Source organism: Nocardia sp. X0981, from assembly GCF_977089955.1.
Map to the genome: position 1 here is coordinate 6,272,788 of NZ_OZ372435.1, position 17,870 is coordinate 6,290,657.

The 17,870-nt window shown below is 69.4% G+C and carries 19 protein-coding genes and 2 pseudogenes; 9 read left to right on the forward strand and 12 right to left on the reverse strand.

From position 1 onward, the window contains the following. Window positions 1-88: 88 nt before the first annotated feature. Together ACYR7D_RS27950 and ACYR7D_RS27955 are read right to left on the reverse strand one after the other, a co-directional pair. Window positions 89-1,372 carry a cytochrome P450 family protein gene (locus tag ACYR7D_RS27950; protein ID WP_459547486.1) on the reverse strand — a complete coding sequence of 428 codons (1,284 nt, stop codon included), beginning with the start codon at window positions 1,370-1,372 and terminating at the stop codon, window positions 89-91. Window positions 1,373-1,670: 298 nt separating this feature from the next. Then, window positions 1,671-2,843, reverse strand: coding sequence for an aminoglycoside phosphotransferase family protein (locus tag ACYR7D_RS27955; protein ID WP_459547487.1), 1,173 nt, complete (start codon window positions 2,841-2,843; stop codon window positions 1,671-1,673). A 293-nt stretch (window positions 2,844-3,136) separates the two neighbouring features. Here ACYR7D_RS27955 and ACYR7D_RS27960 point away from each other — a divergent pair, with 293 nt between their 5' ends. Further along, complete coding sequence (locus ACYR7D_RS27960) at window positions 3,137-3,349, forward strand: FitA-like ribbon-helix-helix domain-containing protein (protein WP_459547488.1); 213 nt, start codon at window positions 3,137-3,139, stop codon at window positions 3,347-3,349. Between the two features lie 4 nt (window positions 3,350-3,353). Here the strand turns inward: ACYR7D_RS27960 and ACYR7D_RS27965 are convergent. Next, window positions 3,354-3,578, reverse strand: a pseudogene (locus ACYR7D_RS27965) (PLP-dependent aminotransferase family protein); the annotation flags it as partial. On the opposite strand from ACYR7D_RS27965, the pseudogene ACYR7D_RS27970 reads away from it, so the two are divergent. Beyond that, window positions 3,553-4,193, forward strand: a pseudogene (locus ACYR7D_RS27970) (DMT family transporter); the annotation flags it as partial. The pseudogenes ACYR7D_RS27965 and ACYR7D_RS27970 sit on opposite strands and share 26 nt — an antisense overlap. Before the next feature lie 269 nt (window positions 4,194-4,462). Here the strand turns inward: ACYR7D_RS27970 and ACYR7D_RS27975 are convergent. Continuing rightward, on the reverse strand, window positions 4,463-4,906 hold the full coding sequence (locus tag ACYR7D_RS27975; protein ID WP_459547489.1) for an NUDIX hydrolase: 444 nt from the start codon (window positions 4,904-4,906) through the stop codon (window positions 4,463-4,465). A 718-nt stretch (window positions 4,907-5,624) separates the two neighbouring features. On the opposite strand from ACYR7D_RS27975, the gene ACYR7D_RS27980 reads away from it, so the two are divergent. Together ACYR7D_RS27980 and ACYR7D_RS27985 are read left to right on the forward strand one after the other, a co-directional pair. Beyond that, the gene (locus ACYR7D_RS27980) at window positions 5,625-6,179 is read left to right on the forward strand and encodes a TetR/AcrR family transcriptional regulator (protein ID WP_459547490.1); all 555 of its coding nucleotides are present in this window, start codon (window positions 5,625-5,627) and stop codon (window positions 6,177-6,179) included. Window positions 6,180-6,248: 69 nt separating this feature from the next. After that, the gene (locus ACYR7D_RS27985; protein ID WP_459547491.1) at window positions 6,249-7,994 is read left to right on the forward strand and encodes an alpha/beta fold hydrolase; all 1,746 of its coding nucleotides are present in this window, start codon (window positions 6,249-6,251) and stop codon (window positions 7,992-7,994) included. Between the two features lie 41 nt (window positions 7,995-8,035). On the opposite strand, the gene ACYR7D_RS27990 is transcribed toward ACYR7D_RS27985, so the two are convergent. Continuing rightward, a complete protein-coding gene (locus tag ACYR7D_RS27990; protein ID WP_459547492.1) occupies window positions 8,036-8,680 on the reverse strand; it encodes an NADPH-dependent F420 reductase in 645 nt (214 codons plus the stop codon). A 98-nt stretch (window positions 8,681-8,778) separates the two neighbouring features. On the opposite strand from ACYR7D_RS27990, the gene ACYR7D_RS27995 reads away from it, so the two are divergent. After that, window positions 8,779-9,159, forward strand: a complete 381-nt coding sequence (locus ACYR7D_RS27995) for a winged helix-turn-helix transcriptional regulator (protein WP_459547493.1) — start codon at window positions 8,779-8,781, stop codon at window positions 9,157-9,159. 92 nt (window positions 9,160-9,251) lie between these two features. Here ACYR7D_RS27995 and ACYR7D_RS28000 read toward each other — a convergent pair whose 3' ends face one another. Continuing rightward, on the reverse strand, window positions 9,252-9,914 hold the full coding sequence (locus tag ACYR7D_RS28000; RefSeq protein WP_459547494.1) for an O-methyltransferase: 663 nt from the start codon (window positions 9,912-9,914) through the stop codon (window positions 9,252-9,254). A 144-nt stretch (window positions 9,915-10,058) separates the two neighbouring features. Between ACYR7D_RS28000 and ACYR7D_RS28005 the strand changes: the two genes are divergently transcribed. Next, window positions 10,059-10,832, forward strand: coding sequence for an SDR family NAD(P)-dependent oxidoreductase (locus ACYR7D_RS28005; RefSeq protein ID WP_459547495.1), 774 nt, complete (start codon window positions 10,059-10,061; stop codon window positions 10,830-10,832). A gap of 9 nt (window positions 10,833-10,841) precedes the next feature. Here the strand turns inward: ACYR7D_RS28005 and ACYR7D_RS28010 are convergent, their stop codons facing one another. Further along, window positions 10,842-11,756, reverse strand: a complete 915-nt coding sequence (locus tag ACYR7D_RS28010) for an alpha/beta hydrolase (protein ID WP_459547496.1) — start codon at window positions 11,754-11,756, stop codon at window positions 10,842-10,844. 141 nt (window positions 11,757-11,897) lie between these two features. Next, a complete protein-coding gene (locus tag ACYR7D_RS28015) occupies window positions 11,898-12,461 on the reverse strand; it encodes a DUF1360 domain-containing protein (RefSeq protein ID WP_459547497.1) in 564 nt (187 codons plus the stop codon). A 54-nt stretch (window positions 12,462-12,515) separates the two neighbouring features. Between ACYR7D_RS28015 and ACYR7D_RS28020 the strand changes: the two genes are divergently transcribed. After that, window positions 12,516-13,172, forward strand: a complete 657-nt coding sequence (locus ACYR7D_RS28020; protein ID WP_459547498.1) for an aminoglycoside phosphotransferase family protein — start codon at window positions 12,516-12,518, stop codon at window positions 13,170-13,172. On the opposite strand, the gene ACYR7D_RS28025 is transcribed toward ACYR7D_RS28020, so the two are convergent. The 3 genes from ACYR7D_RS28025 to ACYR7D_RS28035 form a co-directional block, all read right to left on the reverse strand. Beyond that, on the reverse strand, window positions 13,156-13,956 hold the full coding sequence (locus ACYR7D_RS28025; RefSeq protein ID WP_459547499.1) for an alpha/beta fold hydrolase: 801 nt from the start codon (window positions 13,954-13,956) through the stop codon (window positions 13,156-13,158). The two genes, ACYR7D_RS28020 and ACYR7D_RS28025, sit on opposite strands and share 17 nt — an antisense overlap. Before the next feature lie 171 nt (window positions 13,957-14,127). Continuing rightward, entirely contained in the window at window positions 14,128-14,850 is a 723-nt protein-coding gene (locus ACYR7D_RS28030) for a TetR/AcrR family transcriptional regulator (protein WP_459547500.1), read from the reverse strand. Further along, window positions 14,847-16,073 carry a cytochrome P450 gene (locus ACYR7D_RS28035; RefSeq protein ID WP_459547501.1) on the reverse strand — a complete coding sequence of 409 codons (1,227 nt, stop codon included), beginning with the start codon at window positions 16,071-16,073 and terminating at the stop codon, window positions 14,847-14,849. The genes ACYR7D_RS28030 and ACYR7D_RS28035 overlap by 4 nt, the downstream gene beginning before the upstream one ends. Window positions 16,074-16,416: 343 nt before the next feature. Between ACYR7D_RS28035 and ACYR7D_RS28040 the strand changes: the two genes are divergently transcribed. Further along, window positions 16,417-16,716 (forward strand): DUF1540 domain-containing protein, encoded by a 300-nt coding sequence (locus ACYR7D_RS28040; RefSeq protein WP_459547502.1) that lies wholly within the window; start codon window positions 16,417-16,419, stop codon window positions 16,714-16,716. A gap of 168 nt (window positions 16,717-16,884) precedes the next feature. Here ACYR7D_RS28040 and ACYR7D_RS28045 read toward each other — a convergent pair whose 3' ends face one another. Next, window positions 16,885-17,307 carry a hypothetical protein gene (locus ACYR7D_RS28045; RefSeq protein WP_459547503.1) on the reverse strand — a complete coding sequence of 141 codons (423 nt, stop codon included), beginning with the start codon at window positions 17,305-17,307 and terminating at the stop codon, window positions 16,885-16,887. Window positions 17,308-17,449: 142 nt separating this feature from the next. On the opposite strand from ACYR7D_RS28045, the gene ACYR7D_RS28050 reads away from it, so the two are divergent. Continuing rightward, on the forward strand, window positions 17,450-17,773 hold the full coding sequence (locus ACYR7D_RS28050) for a hypothetical protein (protein WP_459547504.1): 324 nt from the start codon (window positions 17,450-17,452) through the stop codon (window positions 17,771-17,773). Window positions 17,774-17,870: the final 97 nt, after the last annotated feature.

Consider the following 17,870-nt stretch of genomic DNA (forward strand, 5'->3'; position numbering starts at 1 on the left):
CTGCGCCGGGGGCGGCCGTTCGATGCCGACGGTAAACCAAGTTGAATCCGGATTCAACTTTTTCCCGCGGCGGCCGCCCCCGGCCCGCTCAGCTGCGCACGGCCGGGCGAACCGCGGTGTCGGTGAACCCCAGCAGCGGCGCACCCGGGGGGAAAGTGACCGGTAGCGCCGACAACGAGCGGTGGAACGGGCCCGGCCGCCAGCTCGGCGTATCGTCCGGGAAATCCGCGCGCATCTCCGGTAGCGCGTCCAACAGCTGATCGATGGCCCCCTCGGCCACGATATAGGCCAGCGATTGCGCCGGGCAGGCATGCGGGCCCAGTCCCCAGGCCAGATGCGCGCGATTACCGGTGAGCTCGGTCGACCGGATGGCGGGGTCGTTGTTGCAGGCCGCCATGCTGATCACCACGGGCTGATGCGCGGGCAGCCAGACATCGTCGAGCAGGATCGGCATCCGCGGATAGGTGATCAGCAGATTCGCCAGCGGTGGATCGTTGAACAGCACCTCGTCCAAGGCGTCGCGCGAAGTGAGGTTACCGCCCAGGACATTGCCGCCGAAACGCTCGTCGGTGAGGATCAGCAGCAGGGTGTTGACGATCAGGTTCAGCTCGAACTCGATCCCCGTGCCGTACACCTGCGAAACGTGATGGGAGACCTCCTCCTCGGTGAGCTGCACCGGATGCTGCAGCAGCACCGAGGTGATATCGGAGCCGGGCTCCTGCTGTTTGAGCCGCACCAGGTTCGTCAAGGCTTCGCCCAGCATCCGGTTGCCCGCCTCGGCATCGACCCCTTCCAGCAGCGCCGCGGTCCCGGCGGCGACCTGCTGACCGATCTCCGGAGGGCAGCCGAGCAGGTAGTTGATCACCTGGAAGACGAGCGGGAACACGTACTGCTGGATCAGATCGGCGGACCCGTCCTCGCAGAACGAATTGATCAGCGGGCCCGCGATGTTCTCCACAACGGAGTGGATCGCGTACATGTCCACCTCGTCGATACTCGCCGTGATCGCCTGGCGGTAACGCACGAATTCTTCCCCGGCGCAACGGCTGGCCATCGGCCGCCACTCCAGCAGCGGCAGGATCGGGCAGTCCGCCGGAATATCCTTCTGCCAGGTACGCGGGTCGGCGGGGAAACGATCCGGATCGTTGAGAACTCGTAACGCGGTGGAGTAACCGAGCACCAGGGTGGCCGGCACTCCGGGCGCCAGTTCCACCGGCGCCAGCGAACCGTAGCGCCGGCGCATCTCCTGGTAGACGCGGTGCGGATCGGCAGCGAACTCCGGCAGATACAACGGCACCCGCGGGTCGTCGGAATCGGTCGGCGACCCGTGCGCCCAGGCCTGGTCCTGTCTTCGGCGGTCCGAGGTAATCAAGAGTGAAACTCCATACCGTCTCGGTCGGGACCGGTGGTTTTCCACCGGCCGATCCCGGTTCGAGTCTCCTCCTGCGATCCCTTCACTCGACCCGGAACCAGGCGATGGTACGACACCTCCATTGCCGCTGCCCGATTTCGAAATATGTTGGACGACCGAACTTTTCGAAAAACAATAGGACTAGTCCGCAGATAATTCATTGGACCGGACCGCGTATTTCCCCGGTCCCGCGCCGACCGCGGGGAAGGATTTTCCGGCCGTGACCGGGCAGAGGCGGCCCCGGTCACGGCCGTCGCGATCAGACGCCGAGAGCGGCCAGGGATTCGTTGTCGTCGATCGCCGAGGTGATACGCCGCACCAGAGTGAGACATGTTTCACGCGATTGCATTTCGGGCTGATACGCCGCCCGGCCGATCGTGAAGGCCCACGCCGCGTACGCGAACATCGACTGCTGCCGGTAGATCAGCCAGGCCTCGTCGAACGACGGCGCCGCGCCACCGGCCCGGGCGAGTTCGTCCAGGTAGGCCCGCAACAGATCCTCGGCCCAGGCCCGCCGATCCTCGGGTTCACACCCCGAATTGACCGTATACGCGAAATCGTGCCCCCAGCCGCCGCGCATGACCACCTGCCAGTCGACGTACCCCATCCGCCCGTCCTCGGTCCGGTAGGTCTGCCCGATATGCGGATCACCGTGCAGCAGGGTATGCGGGAGCTCGGTGGTCGCCAGGTCCACCGCGCGCTCCACCCCGGCCCACAACCGGTCGGCCTGCCCCTGCAGGGTCTCGGGCACCACCTCGGCCGCCCGCTGCAGGCCGACTTCGCACCGGGTTTTCATATCGATCGCCGCGAGGTAGGCGGCGAGCGCCTCGTTGGTGGTCTTCAACGGCTCGATCGCCGGATCCTCCCAGAACGTCCCGTGCAGCCGGGCCAGGTTGCGGACCAGGTCCTCCATTTCCGTACGGCCGATCGGAGCGGTGGGCTCGCTGAACACCGCGCCCCGGGTGGCGGCGATATCCTCCATGAGCGCGATCGAACGCCAGGAGGCGGCGTCGGAGACACCCCAGTAGCCGAGCGGCGCCTGGATATCGAGTTTCGGCCGGAAATCGCGGAAGAAACGGGTCTCCCCGTCGATCATCTTGCCGCCGCCCAGCAGGATGCGTTGACTCAGCGAGCTGGTGGTCTTGGCGAACAAGGCTTCCGGCAGCCCCGCCGCCTGCCCCGCCTCGTTGTATTCCACCCGGATCGCCACGCGGGTGGAGGTGCCGCTGCTACCTCCGGTGGTCTCGAACGAGACGACTTCGGCGCCGGGAGTATCCCGGCACAGCACCGCGGTGAGCCATTCAGCGGTGAGCGCGGCCCCCGACGCGGGCACATCGTCGATCGTGCGCGCCCGGTGCCCGGTGATCTTCTCTCTGATGATATGCCCGCCTACGGCGGCGAGCCGACCGAGCAACCAGAGCTTGTGATTCATTTCCCGCCTCACTTCCCGGATGCGCGCGATCTGCCGCGCACCGCACCGAACCGGTCGGTCCGGATTTCCTGCTTCGCACCGAAGAGTTCCGATCCTGCTTCATATCCTCAGTGCCGTAATGACTTTCGCCGGAATACCTTACGGAGACCGTTCGTTCGCCGCTCACGGACCCGCTGCGGGCCGCGGATACGCCCGGCGTCCGATATCAGAACGAAACCCTACCGGCGCCGGATGTTCGCCGGGGGCGGAAATATAATCAGGAGACCGACCACTGTCGACGAAAGACGCCTTCCATGGTGACGTTGTCTGTTCGACATGTACCGGACGCGGTGTATCGCGCCCTGCGAGCCCGCGCGAAGAACCACGGACACAGCACCGAAGCGGAAATTCGTACCATCCTCGAAGAAGCCGTACGGAACTCACCGACGAGAGCCCGTCTGGGGGCGGTACTGGCCGGGGAGCACCCCGGTGAAGACGAGTCCCCGGAGCCGGAGGGCGAGCCGTAACGACCCCGGCCTCCTGGCCCGCGCGGGCCAGCTCCTGCGGCCGCGGCCCGTCGGGGCCGCTCGGCACCGGCACCACCTGCACCCCGGCCTGGATGGCGGCGAGCAGAGCACCCCAGTAGGTCGGCGATTCCACCAGCAGTGGACGCCCCGGTCCGACCAGGGCCCGGAAGGTGGTATTGAGCCCGCTCTGGCTGCCCGGGAAGATGATCACGTCACTCGATGCGGGCGGCATCACGCCCACCGGGGTCGTATCCGCGACGGCCGGTCCGGCCTGGGGGTTGCTGGGCGTCGCGGCCTTCTCGTTGACCGTTCCGTGCACCGGTATCGCGGTTGCCGAAGGCGGGTTGTCACCACTGTTCGTCGCCGCGGCCCGCGCCGTGGTCGCGGCGCTGCTCGCGGCGACGGCTCTCGTCTTCACCCGGCAGCGCCTGCCACGCGGCCGTCAATGGGCGCGGTTCTCGCCGCCGCGTCCGGCTATGCCGAAGGCGGTCTCCTGTCCCGGGAACTCCGCTCCTGGCAGACCATTTCCTGGGCGCTGGTCCTGGCCGCACCGGTCATGCTCGCGCTCACCGCGTTCTCGGCGCTCCGGCATCCGCCGTCGGCGACACCAGCGCAGTGGGCGGCGTTCGCCTACCTCGGCATAGTGAGTATGTTCCTCGGATTCCTGGCCTGGTACCGCGGTCTGGCGCACGGGCCGATGGCCCGGGTCAGCCAGATCCAGCTGCTACAGCCCGTTCTCACCCTCGGCTGGGCCGCGCTCCTGCTGGGTGAAACGCTCACCTGGCCCATGATCCTGGGAGCCTTCGCGGTGATCGGCTGCGCGGGCAGCGCGGTACGAACCCGGATGGGAAGGTCGGCGGCGGCCCCGGATCCGGTGCGGCCGGTTTGCGGCGCGCGGCCCATCCCACTCCGCCCTGCGGGGACGGATGATCTACAGCGACAAGAGGATTCGACACCCCGGCCGAGCTCCACAGAGCCGCCCGGGACCGACCTCGGCGGGATTCTCCGATTCCTCTGCACGCCAGGGTCGTTCGGGGCGGCGGGTGATCGGCCGCCCTCTACACGATCGACTCCGTCGTCGCCGCGCCGGCCACCGCGCGAGCGCGGCGGCGGTCAGGGGTAGAAGAGTTCGCGGTAGGTGTCCAGGATCTTCCGAATGGAGGGCGTAACGGACAGTTCACCGTCCAGGGGCGCCCAGAGATACTCTTCGTGCGCGCTCAGCACCACCGGCCCGGTGGTGGCGACCTCCACCGCGAAATGCAATCGCCGCACCGGCTTACCCGACGGAGACAGATAGTCGAAATCGCCGATGTGATGCCGGATATCGGTGACCGCGAGTCCGGTCTCCTCGAGCACTCCGCGCACGAGCGCCCCGGTGACCGATTCCCCCGGTTCCACGGTCGCGCCGGGCAGTTTGCGAGTGGGACGAATGGGGCCGGAACTCGGCAACTCCAGCAGCAGGATCTCCCCGCCCCGGTCGATGATCGCGCCGACCCGTAACCCCACCCCGTCCCGCTCACCACGCGGCAGGGTCTCGTCGAACATCGATACCGTCATGAGCGGAGTCACCAACCTTCGATCGGGTGGACTCACCGTGGTCACGCCGACGGCGAGCCTCTCAATATTACCGCGTTGTGACCGGCAGGTGACACATGCCGACGGAAACGGAACGGCTTCACCAGAGCCTTTTCCGCATGCGCGACGGCTCGCCGAGCCGCCCCCGATCGGGTATCGCCGGGTCGCGGCGGCCGTGAGAACCACCGGTACACAACCTCATCGAGCAACGATCCGGTATCGTACGGCGCGACCGGGGGTGCCGTCCCTCACCACCTACGCCTGCCTGCGGTTACGGGCGGCGAGATACGCGGATGTGACCGAGACCTCGGCGTGATGAGGGACTCGGCGTGGCGCGCCGGCGAATCCGCGCGGACCGCCGCCGCTCGTCCCGCCGCGCGGTAGGGTCCCCGAAACCTCTCCGGGGCGAGAGGACCTCGCTTCCGAATCAGCGGTGTGAATGCGCGCCGCACACCGCGGCACCTCTGCGATTCCGCCCCGAGACGCGGGTCCGCCGGGAACGCATCGGCGGCCCGGTGTGCGCCGCGCCCCGGACGCGGGACCGCTGATCGTGCACAGCGGCGTCGGCGAACGGTCCGGCCACACCCGGGTTCGCGCCGGCCCGGTTCACCTGGCCGCTCGGCGCGTGAACGGAGGGCGATACGGCGACGGCCGCCCGGACCGATTGACAGTTTTATGCAGACCGGTCTACTTTAATGGCATGGGCACCAAAGGAGCCGAAACCCGGCAGCGCATGATCGAGGCGACCAAATCATCGATCGAGCGCCGCGGCTATTTCGGCACGGGGCTCAATCAGATCCTCACCGAAAGCGATACCCCCCGGGGTTCGCTGTACTTCCATTTCCCGGGCGGTAAGGACGAGCTCGTCGCCACGGCGATCGGCCAGGCCGCGGGCCTGGTCGACGCGGCAATGGCGAATGCCGATCTCACCGACCCGGCCACCGCGATCACCGATCTGATCACCCTGCTCGGCGATCGGCTCGAGGCATCCGGCTGGGAGAGCGGCTGCCCGGTGGCCACCGTCGCACTCGAGATCGCCGGCACCAACGAAACGGTGCAGCGGGCCTGCGCGCAGGTCTACGACCGATGGGCCGAGGCATTGCGTATCGGTCTGCACACCGCCGGCCATCGTGACGCCGACGACCTGGCGGTCTCGCTACTGGCCCTGGTGGAGGGAGCATTGCTGCTCGCCCGCACCCAGCGCAGCCGTGAACCGCTGGAGCGCGCCGCCCGCACCGCACGCGCCCTGCTCTGATCTCCGCCTTCGCCACCCGGAATTTTCCTCGGTCATAAAATATGTAGACCAGTCTAGTTAGGAGTTCTCATGAGCACCCCCGACACCCTCGTCTTCGGAGCGGCCGGATTCATCGGACGCGCACTGGTGGCCCGGCTGCTGGAGAACGGGCATCACGTCGCCGCGGCGATACGCCCTGGAACCGGCGACCGGCTCACTTCCTGGCTCGACGACCGCGGAACCGCCCGCGACCGGCTCACCGTGCTCGACTGCGATATCACCGACCCGGAACTCGGTGCCGTAGGAGCGATGCGGCCGGACGGTATCCGCGATGTGTACAACTGTGCCGCGCGGTTCGAGTTCGGTCTCGACCCGGCAGCCGCCCGCGCGGTGAACATCGACGGAGCCGTCCGTGTCCTGCTCTGGGCCGGACAATGTCCCGGACTGCGCCGGTTCGTCCACATCACCGGCTACCGGGTCACCGTGCCCGATTCCGCCGAACACGACTACCGGATCGGCGCCTACGGAGCTTCCAAGTTCGAGGCGGACCGGGTGCTGCGCGAAACCGCCGCGACCGCCGGGGTACCGCTGACGATCGCGAACCCGAGCACGGTCATCGGGCCGGGGCAGTACATCGGCCTGGCCGAACTCGTCCGCGATCTGTGGTCCGGCGAACTGCCGGCGCTGCCCGGAACCGGCGCGACTCTGCTGCCCATCCTGGATCTCGATTATTTCACCGCGTTCCTGGCGGCGCTTCCGCAGCAACCCGATACCGCCGGTGCGTCCTATACGGTGCTGGATCCGGCCAGTCCGCCACTGCCGGAACTGCTCCGGCTGCTCGCCCGCCATCTGCACGTGCGCGCCCCACGTCTCACCGTCCCGCCGGCCGTGGTGCGCAGGCTACCGCGCCGGGTGACCGGGGTGGACCGGGAACGCCTGGCCTTCCTCTCCGACGATCGCTACGACACCTCGGCAGCCGATACCGTGGCCGCGGCGGCCGGACTCACCATGCCGGCCGCCCCAGAGGTACTGCGCACCTGGGCGGATCATCTGGTGAGCAGCCGATTCGGCGCCACCGAGGCGGATCCCACCGCCGGTTTCCACGGCCCCCTCTGGGTTTCCGGTGACCGCGAGACACCTGATTTCGTTCTCCTGCACGGTCTTCCGACCGACAGCGAAGCCTGGGCGGAGGTTCGCCGGCGAACGGGCGCCCCCACACTCACCGCCGATCTACCGGGTCTGGGGCGCTCCGGGAAGGCACCCGAGTCCGCGTTGGACGCCCTCCTCGACCCGGTGAGCAGCCGCCCCGTCCTCGTCGGGCATTCGCTGGGCTGTCTGCCGGTACTGCGTTACGCCGCCGCCCATCCCGACCGGGTCGGCGGTATCGTCCTGGTAGCGCCCGCATTCCTGCAGCCCCGGGGTTCCTGGCGCACCCGCACCCCGCTCACCGCCACCCTGCTGCGCCACCTCCCGCCCGCCCGGCTGGCCGCGCTCCTGGGCGTACCGGAAGGCCCGGCGATCGCGAGCGCGAGCGCGAATCTGCGCCGCAGCGGTGTAGCACGACGGACCGCGCGGGCCCTGCGCACCGCGAGCCGGCCCGGACGCCGGGCGCAGGCCCGCCGCCTGCTCACCGAAATCACCGTCCCGGTGCGGCTCGTCGTCGGCTCCGCCGATCCCCTGGAGGCGCCGGCCACCGCCCCCACCACGGTGATCGACGGCGCCGGGCACTACCCGCATCTCACCCATCCCCGGCACGTCGCCGAAGTACTGACGGCGGCACTGAACTCCCGGGCGGGCGATACCGCATCGGATCTACCGGCCCGGGCCGTCCGCTGAACGGCGCCCGGCGGTGGCGTCGAGCCGTCCGTCGCACCCGATCACCGGTGTACCGGCGGTAACGCGGGCGCCACGGAGCGCGGGTCGACACCCGAGAACGCCAGCGAAATGAACAGTCCCGCCGCTTCTTCGAGCTGACGGGCCCGGGCCAGCCCGCCCACCACGGCGGGTTCGGCACCGGCATCGCGCACCAGCGTCTCCACCGTGCGCAGCGCCGCCGGATCGTCCCCGCAGAGGACCACGGTCGTGGCCACGCCGAGGCCGGGCGGCACACTCCAGTGGGTGGACGGCACGAGATGGAACCCCTTCACCACCCGGCTGCCCGGCGCGGCGGCGGCGATACGCCCGGCCGTGGATTCGCCCGGCGCGGTCCGTAATACGCCCACACCGTGCTCGACCGCGTTGGTCGGGTCGATCACCGCGATACCCGCCAGGGAGCCGTCCGCCGCACCCACTTCCCGCAGCACATCGTCGATACCGTCCCAGCTCACGGCGAGCAGTACCGCTTCCGCATCGCGCACCGCCTCCCGCAACGTCGCGCCCCGGGCCGTCCCGCCGAATCGGGCGGCCAGAGCGGCCGCCTTCTCCGCCGACCGTCCCGCCACCGTGACCCGATGCCCCGCCCGTGCCCAGCGGCCGCCGAGCGCCGCGGCGAGATTTCCCGTACCCAGAATTCCGATCCGCACTGCCGCACTCCTTCGTCTCGGGTGATCCATTCGGCGGTTACGGTAGACAGCGCGATACGCACCGATCGGTGCGAAACGATCGACGATGCTGGTAGACGATGATCCACAACGACCGCCACACCGACGCGATCGCCGACTGCCGGCTCCGCGGGGCACTCGATCTGTTCACCCACACCTGGGACGCGGTGGTGCTCGCCGCACTGCGTGACGGGCCGCGACGACGCGCCGATCTACGCGCCGGGATCGGCGGTATCAGCGACAAGGCGCTCACCGAGGCCCTGCGGCGGCTGCTCGGCCGCGGTCTCGTCACCCGGGACCCCCGCCCGGGGGCGCCGCCACGGGTGGAGTACGCGCTGACCCCGCTGGGCACCACCTTCGTGGAGGGCCCGCTCACGGCGCTGGCCACATGGGTCCGCGGATACGGCGACGAACTGCCGGTCCCCGAGGGCGCCGCCGCACCGCTGCGCCGGTCGGGATGACCTCGCTCGCCGGCCGGTGCCGGCGGGCCGGTGACCGTATGTTTTCCGGGCGCGCGCCACCGATATAGGGATCGGACGCCCGGCCGCGGGGCTCAGTTCACCACGGCGAACGCGAACCCGTCCCAGCCTTTCGCGCCCACCGTCTGGACCACGGTGGCGTCCAGCCGCGGTTCTTCGGCGAGCAACCGCACCAGTTCCCGGCCCGCCCGCACCGCGGGGTCCGTGGAGTCCTCGTCGACCAGACCTCCGCCGCGCACCACGTTGTCGACGACCACCGCGGCGCCGGGCCGGGTCAGCCGCAGCGCCCAGCGGACGTAGTTCGCGTTGTTGACCTTGTCGGCGTCGATGAACACGAAGTCGAACGGGTCCGGCTGTTCCGCGGCGAGTACCGGCAGGGTGTCCATGGCCGCGCCTACCCGGATATCGACCCGTGTCCCGACCCCGGCCCGGTCCAGGTTCGCCCGCGCCACCTCGGCGTGGCGGGGTTCGTATTCCAGGGTGAGCACCTGCCCTCCGTCTCCGACCGCCCGGGCCAGCCACAGGGTGCTGAACCCGCCCAGGGTGCCGATTTCCAGTACCCGCCGCGCGCCGCAGGATCTGGCGAGCAGATGCAGGAACTTGCCCTGCGCCTCGGAGACATCGATGGACGGCAGTCCCGCCGCCGCATTGGCGCGCAGGGTCGCGCTCGTCTCCTCGTCCCGTACGAGATTGTCGACGACGTACCGGTCCACATCCGCCCAGTCGGGTGTACTCATATCCGCAGTCTGCCACCGTTTCCGCCGGGTGGACGGACCCGCGCGGCGGCACCGGGCACCGATCGGCCCGCCGGAGAACGAGCCGCCGACGCGCCGTCCGGCATTTCGTTTGCACCGATCGCAGGGTCTCGCGATGCTGTACCGGTGATCGATACCGGACTCGAAGACCGAGTAGTACTGGTGACCGGCGCCGGTGCGGGGATCGGAGCGGCGATCGCACGGGCATTCGCCGCCGAGGGCGCGCGTGTGGCGCTGCACTATCTCCCGGCCTCCCCACCGGCACCGGCCGATGCGCAATGGGAGTATTCCGCGCCACCGGCAGCGCAGGTCGAAGAACTGGCCCGGGAGGTGAACGGAGTCGCCGTCGCCGCCGATCTCGCCGAACCCGACGCGGCGGCGGCCTTGTTCGATGCGGTCGAGCACCGGGTGGGGCCGATCGATGTGCTGATCAACAATGCCGCGCATTGCGAGAACCCGGACGGACTCGGCGACGCCACTTTCGCCGGTCTGCAACGGCACTACCGCGTCAACGCCATCGCGCCCACACTGCTGATCGGCGAACTGAGCCGGCGCGGCGGTACCAGCCCGCGCTGCGTGGTGAACATTTCGACCGATGCCGCGCGGGCCTTCCCGGGCCAGATCGGTTACGGCACATCCAAGGCGGCACTGGAGGCGCTCACCCGGGCCGCCGCGCTGGATCTGGGCCCCGCCGGGATCCGGGTCAACGCGGTGGCGCCCGGTCCGGTGCAGACGGGCTGGATGACCGAGGAGCTGGTGGGGCGGGTGCGCGCGGAGATCCCGCTGCGCACCGTGGGTGAGCCCGCGGATATCGCCGACGCGGTGATCTTCCTCGCTTCCCGGCAGGCCCGCTGGATCACCGGTCAGGTACTGCAGGTCGCCGGTGGGCACGCCCTGTGACAGGGGTGCTCAGCGCGGATGGTCGCCGGCGAGCGCGGCCCCGAGCGCGGTGAACCGCGCCCGCCGGTAGGCGCGCGAGATACCGGCCGCGCGTTCCACCAGGTCGAAGCCGTGGTACGCCCCGGGCACCTCGTGCACCGTGCACGGGACACCGGCGCGCCGGAGCCGATCGGCGTACGCGATGTCCTCGTCGTAGAACAGATCGTTCGTACCCACCCCGATCCAGGCCGGCGGGAGGCCGGTGAGGTCGTCGCACCGGGCGGGCGCGGCCAGTTCCGGCACCTCCCCGGATACCGGCCCACCCAGGTAGCAGCCCCACCCGAAGCGATTGCTGCGCCGGCTCCACATCCGCAGGCGACGCGGATCGATATCGGTGCGCTCCGATGTCCGGTCGTCCAGCATGGGATATGAGAGCAGTTGCAGCACCGGCTGTATCTCGGCGCGCTGCCGGGCCAGCAACGCCAGCGCCGCGGCGAGCCCACCGCCCGCGCTCTCACCCGCTATCGCGATCCGGTCCCGGTCGACCTCCGGTCGCTGCGCAAGCCAGCGCAGCGCCGCGTAACAGTCCTCGAGCGGCGCCGGGAACGGATACTCCGGAGCCAGCCGGTACTCCACCGACACCGCGAGGGCGCCCAGGCGCTCGGCTACGGTCCGGCAGAAGTGATCGCCCATCGCGGCGGTGCCCATCACGTAGCCGCCCCCGTGGAGGAACAGCAGTGCGGGTGCGGCGCCGCGCACCGGCGCGGGACGGAACACCCGCACCGTGACTCCGGCATCGACCCGCTCGAGCGTGCCGCCCGCCGGTCGCCCCCGGCCCGGCAGCCCGGCGAGCGCGCGGACGACGCCGAGCGTGCGCGGTGTCACGACGGTGCGGGGCAGAAACCGTGCCCGGGGCAATTCGGGATGGAAAACGGCTTCCGGCACCGCGCACCACACTCTCCTCGTACCGGCCCTTTTCCGGCCCGATCCACCGCATCGTACGGTCCCCGTGCCCGCCCGCGGGCGCGATCGCGGCTTTCCCTCGGGAAGTCCCGGGTAACCGTCGCGCTACCCGGGGACGGGATATCAGGCGCGCTCGCCTTCGGCGATCTGCTGGGCGGTGGCGTAGGCGAGATGGAGGAAGTCGGCGCCGGCCAGCGCCGCGGTCGCCTCGGTGATCATCCGGGTTGCCCGTGGGGCGAAGACTTCTCCGATGGTCAGCACGGTGATCATCCAGACGTCGAAGCAGAAGGGGCAGCTGAGCAGTTCACCGATACTGTGCCCGACCCCGTCGTCGGATTTGGGTTGCTCCATCACTTCGCCGGGGCCGCCGTCGCCGGTTGGCCGGGTGAACGGGGCACGCACCGGCGTGGCGACGGTGCTCTTGGTCACCAGGCGGGAGAGCTTCTGCGCGGCGAGGGCCGTGACGACCAGGTCGCGGGTACTCATGGCGTGAGGGAGCCGGCGGCCGGTGAGGCCGCCCAGCAGCGCGACGATGCCGACGACCGTTACGTAGGCGAGCAGCGTCGCGGCATAGCCGGTGAGCCGGGGGGAATCATTGTTGCTGGACAGAACGCACCACCCATTAGGTCTCTCGCGGTTCGGACCGACCGGCACAGCGGATACGGCAGCACTGCCGCCACCTGCCACCGGACGAATTCTCAGCGGCACTACCCCCTTCACGAGCCGGCAAACCGAGGCGATGTGCCGCGGCTCCGGTCCGCCCCGCCCGCCGCGAAACACCGGCGGGTCGCCCAGCCACCGCACCCGCTGGAGGGCAGACCGGAGAACGCCGACAAGGTGCGGCTCGCCTGCGCGCTCTACCGGCGGTTACGCCGCCCCGCGACGGACGTTCCGGCCGGGTACCCCCCGCTGCCATTGGTCGCGGATACCGTGGCGGAATGGTCGCGGCGGCTGTCGGATCCCGCGCTGACCGGACGGCTGACGGCGGATCTCACCGCGCAGGCGCGGGACTGGTGCGCGGCGCAGGCCGTACCGGACGGGCCGCTGCTGATCGTGAACCGGGATACGCATCCGGGCAATATCGTGGCCGCGGAAAGGGAACCGTGGCTGTTGATCGATCCGCAGCCCTGTCTGGGCGAAGCGGCCTTCGACGCCGGATTCCTCATCATGAAACAGGTGGAGACCAGCCCGGACCCCGGCCGCACCGGAACTCGCGTCGCGGCGACCGCCGACGAGCTCGGGGTGGACCGGGAACGCGCCCGCGGCTGGGCGTTGCTGCGGGCGGTGGAAGAGATCGCCTGGTCGGTCGAAGACGGCCGGCACGCCGATGTGACCCGGTTCCGCGAGGTGGCCGAGGCACTTTCGTCACCGGCCGCGCCGGTCAGCCCGCGGCGATGACGATCGCCGCGGCGACAGCATCGGCTCGGGAGACCAGCGAGGCGTGGGAGGCATCGAGTTCGCTGGTCCGCGCGCCCATCCGCTCGGCCATGAAACGTTGTGAGGCCGGCGGGATGACGCGGTCCTGCGCGGAGACCAGATACCAGCTCGGCATCCCCACCCACGACGGCGGACCGGACGGTTCCAGATTGGCGGCCACCGCGATCGAGCGCTGATGGGCGAGCATATCGGCGGCGGTGGCGGCATCCACATCCTGGGCGAAGACCTCGTGGAACCGGTCCGGCGCCACGGAAGCGTCGAGATTACGGCCCGCGATACCCGTCTCGTCGGCGACGAGTTCGACCTGTAGCGCCGGCGGCAGCAGCCGACTGCCCGGGAACCGGATCGGGTCCAGTGCCGACTGGGCGATTTCGCCCTGCGCGGGCGCGAAGGCCGCGACGTAGACCATCGAGACGATATCCGGATCGCGCACATTGCTGATCACGAAGCCGCCGTAGGAGTGCCCGGCCAGCACGATGGGCCCGTCGACCGTGTCCAGTACGCCTTGGACGGCGGCGGCGTCGTGGGCCGGCCCGCGCAGCGGGTTCTCCGGCGTCAGCACCCGGTATCCCTGATCCCGCAGCCGGGCGGCGACACCGTCCCAGCTGGTGGAGTCGGCGAAGGCGCCGTGCACCAGGACGACGGCCGGCCGCGGCGCCGCCGATGCGGGAGCCATGGCCGGCGCTGCGGCAAGAGCCATGATCAAGGTCAGCAGAGCGGTGCGCAACATGCGGATGGTGGTCATGGTTCCCCTGTCCGGTCTCGATCGGTTTTTCACGAACTCGAGCAGATGGGCGCCGGGTCCCGGACGCCACACAGGCGATACGGCTGGTAATTCTAGCGGCGCGCGGAGGTGCGGTCCCGCTTCACCGCACCCGGATATTCCGGTGGACGGACGGGCCGGCACCGGCCGGGTTCACGGCGGCGTCAGGCCTATCCCGGCGGCGAGGTCGGCCAGCACCGCGTCGAACAGGGCCTCGGGGTCGCTCACGGTCATCGGATAGTTACCGAAGACCTCCAGGGTGACATGGCCGTAGAGGCGTGCCCAGAGGGTCATCATCAGGTACGCCACGCCCAGATCGAGCTTCTCGGCCGGGAACTTCTGGCCCGATTCCGCCAGTACCGCGAGCAGTTCGTCCTGGAACCCGATCAGATCCTCGCGCAGCGCGTCGGGGATCAGATCGGTCGGCGGGGTAGCCGGTTCGTAGGTCGCCAGCAGCCGTCCCGCGGCCTCCAGGAAAACCAGGCCGAACGATTCGTCGAACCGGCGCAGACCGGCAGGGCCGGCCGCCGGCGAAGCGAACACCAGGGTGAATTCGTTGCGATGCGCCAGTGCCCAGCAGCGGAAGGCCCGGCAGATGGCGAACAGCCGGAGCACACCGTCTTCGGGTAGACCGGCCACCTGCGCGCCGAGGTCCTCGGCCAGCTGGATACAGATATCGCGGCGCACCGCGACCAGCAGTTCCTCCCGGGAGGAGTAGTACCGGTACAGGGCGGGTGCGGTGATGCCGAGTTCACGCGCGATGGCCCGCAGCGTCAGCGCTTCCGCGCCCTGTTCGACCAGGAGCGCCCCGGCCGCACGCCGGATGTCCGCATCACTGACCGCGGGCATCCGGCCCCGCCGTGCGGGTTGCGTCATTCGTATGCGACCTGCCAGTTCTTGATTCCGTTCAGCCAACCCGACCGTAGCCGAACGGGTTCGGCGACCTGACGCAGGTTCGGCATCACATCGGCGATGGCGTTGAAGATCAGGTCGAGTTGCAGCCGCGCCAGGTTGGCGCCGACGCAGTAATGGGTGCCGGTACCGCCGAAACCCACGTGCGGGTTCGGGTTACGGGTGACGTCGAGGCGGAACGGATCGGCGAAATGTTCCTCGTCGAAATTGGCCGACGCGTAGAACAACCCCACCCGTTGGCCCTTCTTTATCGCCTGGCCACCGATCTCGGTGTCCTGCAGGGTAGTGCGCTGGAAGGCGATGACCGGGGTGGACCAGCGCACGATCTCGTCCGGTGCGGTGCGCGGACGCTCGGCCTTGTACAGCTCCCACTGGTCGGGGAAATCGATGAAGGCCTTCATCCCGTGGGTCGTGGCGTTACGGGTGGTCTCGTTACCGGCCACCGCCAGCAGGATCACGAACCAGGCGAATTCGTCCGAGCCGAGGGCCTCACCGTCGATATCGGCGCTGACGAGCTGGCTGACGATATCGTCGGCCGGGCATTTGCGCCGTTCCTCGGCGAGGTTCCACGAGTAGCCCATGATCTCGGCGGTGGCCATCTTGTGGTTGCCGTCGAATTCCGGATCGTCGTAGCCCATCATCTGGTTGGACCAGTCGAACAGTTTGCCGCGATCGGATTGCGGCACCCCGAGCAGTTCGGCGATGGCCTGCAGCGGCAGCTCGCAGGCGACCTGCTGGACGAAGTCGCCGCCGCCGGTCTTCTTGGCCTCGTGCACGATCCGCTCGGCCCGCTCGTGCAGGGCGTCGCGCAGGCTCTGCACGGCGCGCGGGGTGAACCCGCGGGAGATGATGCGCCGCAGTTTGTCGTGTTCCGGCGGATCGGTGTTCACCAGCATGGCGCGCTGGATATCGATCTCCTCGCGGGCGATATCCCCGTTGAACCGGATCACCGCGGTGTTGGCGTTGGTGGAGAAGACCTCGGAGTTCTTCGAGATCTCCTTGATGTGCTCCAGTTTGCTGACCACCCAGTAGCCGCCGTCGTCGAATCCGCTCACCCCGTCGGGCTGGTCGACCCACCATACGGGGGCCGTGCGGCGTAGTTCGGCCCATTCCTCGATGGGCAGCCGCGTGGCCAGGAGATCGGGATCGGTGAAGTCGAAATCATGGGAGAGGGACGGGGTGGTCACGATGCCTCCTCGGGGAACGGTGGTCCCTGGAGTGAACCACACCACACCGCATTTGTGAACGCCTTTTAGTAAATCCTGTTCACTTTTTGCGATCCCCCTCTTGCCGCCCCGCCGGACGCCGCTCACCCCACCGCCGGACCCCACACCGAACGCCCCACTCCGAGCGTCACCGGCAACCCGTCCCGCCACTGGCGAACAATCAGCAATCACCGCTCACGTCGCGCACGGCCACCTCCGGACACGAAACCCCGAATACGTACCGGCCACTGCCGATAACGGTGACAGCGGTCTACGGTGGTATCCGCATGAGCAAGACTGCCGACACATTCGGAGGACAACGCACATGACCACCATGGAAATGCCGCACGTCAGCGAATGCACAGTCAACGACTGTTCCTACAACCACCACGGCTGCCACGCCTACGCCATCAATGTCTCGGGCCAGAACGGCAGCGCCGAATGCGCCACGTTCATCCCGCTGGCGACCAAGGGCGGCCTCGACACCGTGACCAGCATGGTGGGGGCCTGCCAGCGCGCCGACTGCACCCACAACACCGACCTCGAATGCACGGCCAGCGAGATCCGGGTCGGCCCGGGCAGCGCGGACCACACCGCACGCTGCCTGACCTACAACCCGAGCTGACGAAATCCGGCACCGGATCAGCCCACGGTGCCGATCACCTTCCTCGCCGGTACAGCCCCCGCCGAGGACCGGTACGTTACCGGAGACAGCTCACGAGGCACCACGGCCGGCGCCCGCAGGGCCCGGCCGTTTCTCCGGGCGCCACCGGCCCACCCCGGACCACAGCGGTCAACGCGCCACCCCGTCCGGCGCTCCGCGGCCGAACCGGACCATCACCGCGGACCCGCCCGGACCACCGGGGCGCTCGATGAGCCGCTGCGCCGTATCGACCGCCCACGTGTAGCGAGCATCGGGCACCAGGGCGTTCTCCCGCTGGCACGCCTCGGTGAATTTGATGACGTGCTCGTCGCCGTGCTCGACGGGGCGGCCGATCAATTCGTCCCAGGACGGTGGGTCGGCATCCTCGGCGCGGCGTCGAGCTTCCTGTTCACCGGACGTATCGGTGGTGGCCACCATCAACAGCGTCACCTGCGCCTGCCACAGGGCTGCCAGAGTCGCGGCGTAGAGCGTCTCGGGCAGATGAGGTAGCACCAGCCGCGCCGCCGCGGGTGCCGTCACCCCGTGCACCAGCGGAATCGGGAAGTCCCCCACCGACCAGACGCCCCGGTCCCTGAGCGTCGATGAACCGCGCCGCCCAGTACCCGAGCGCCCGCGCCAGCTCTCCCAGCTGCAACCGGGTCGGCCGCGGGGTGGCCGCCAGCCCGCGCACCGCATGCGCGGTCCGGATGAGACCGTGGGTGAGACCGGTCATCGGTCCCGGCAGCAGCCGCGGCCACCAGCGCACCAGCACCTCCTGCCACCCCTGATCGGCCAGCTGCCGCAGGAAGAGTTCCTCGAAATCGCCCGCCCGGCCGATATCGCCGAACTGGCCGCCCGGATGGGTCTCGCCCTGTCCACACCCCTCCTGGTCGCCATGTCCACCCTCACCCCCGAAGAACGCGCCGGGTTCCGGGCCGGACTCCGGGCATGGGCCCATGAGATCCGGAACTGGCGCACCTCCCCCATGACCATGAGCGATCGGTCATCGGCCGAAGATCCCCGCGCCCGTAGGCCATAGCACCCGCACAGGAGGAAACGGGCACCCGCGGGCGCAACCGGCGGTGCGCCCGCCACCCACCCGGCCACCACCCCGGCCCGAGCCGGATCCATGGCCT

Coding starts and splice junctions, on each gene's coding strand:
- ACYR7D_RS28030 (WP_459547500.1), bottom strand. CDS start 14,850: ATGACGCAACCCGCACGGCGGGGCCGGATGCCCGCGGTCAGTGATGCG.
- ACYR7D_RS27995 (WP_459547493.1), top strand. CDS start 8,779: ATGATCCACAACGACCGCCACACCGACGCGATCGCCGACTGCCGGCTC.
- ACYR7D_RS28025 (WP_459547499.1), bottom strand. CDS start 13,956: ATGACCACCATCCGCATGTTGCGCACCGCTCTGCTGACCTTGATCATG.
- ACYR7D_RS28040 (WP_459547502.1), top strand. CDS start 16,417: ATGACCACCATGGAAATGCCGCACGTCAGCGAATGCACAGTCAACGAC.
- ACYR7D_RS28000 (WP_459547494.1), bottom strand. CDS start 9,914: ATGAGTACACCCGACTGGGCGGATGTGGACCGGTACGTCGTCGACAAT.
- ACYR7D_RS27960 (WP_459547488.1), top strand. CDS start 3,137: ATGGTGACGTTGTCTGTTCGACATGTACCGGACGCGGTGTATCGCGCC.
- ACYR7D_RS27980 (WP_459547490.1), top strand. CDS start 5,625: ATGGGCACCAAAGGAGCCGAAACCCGGCAGCGCATGATCGAGGCGACC.
- ACYR7D_RS27955 (WP_459547487.1), bottom strand. CDS start 2,843: ATGAATCACAAGCTCTGGTTGCTCGGTCGGCTCGCCGCCGTAGGCGGG.
- ACYR7D_RS27975 (WP_459547489.1), bottom strand. CDS start 4,906: ATGACGGTATCGATGTTCGACGAGACCCTGCCGCGTGGTGAGCGGGAC.
- ACYR7D_RS27985 (WP_459547491.1), top strand. CDS start 6,249: ATGAGCACCCCCGACACCCTCGTCTTCGGAGCGGCCGGATTCATCGGA.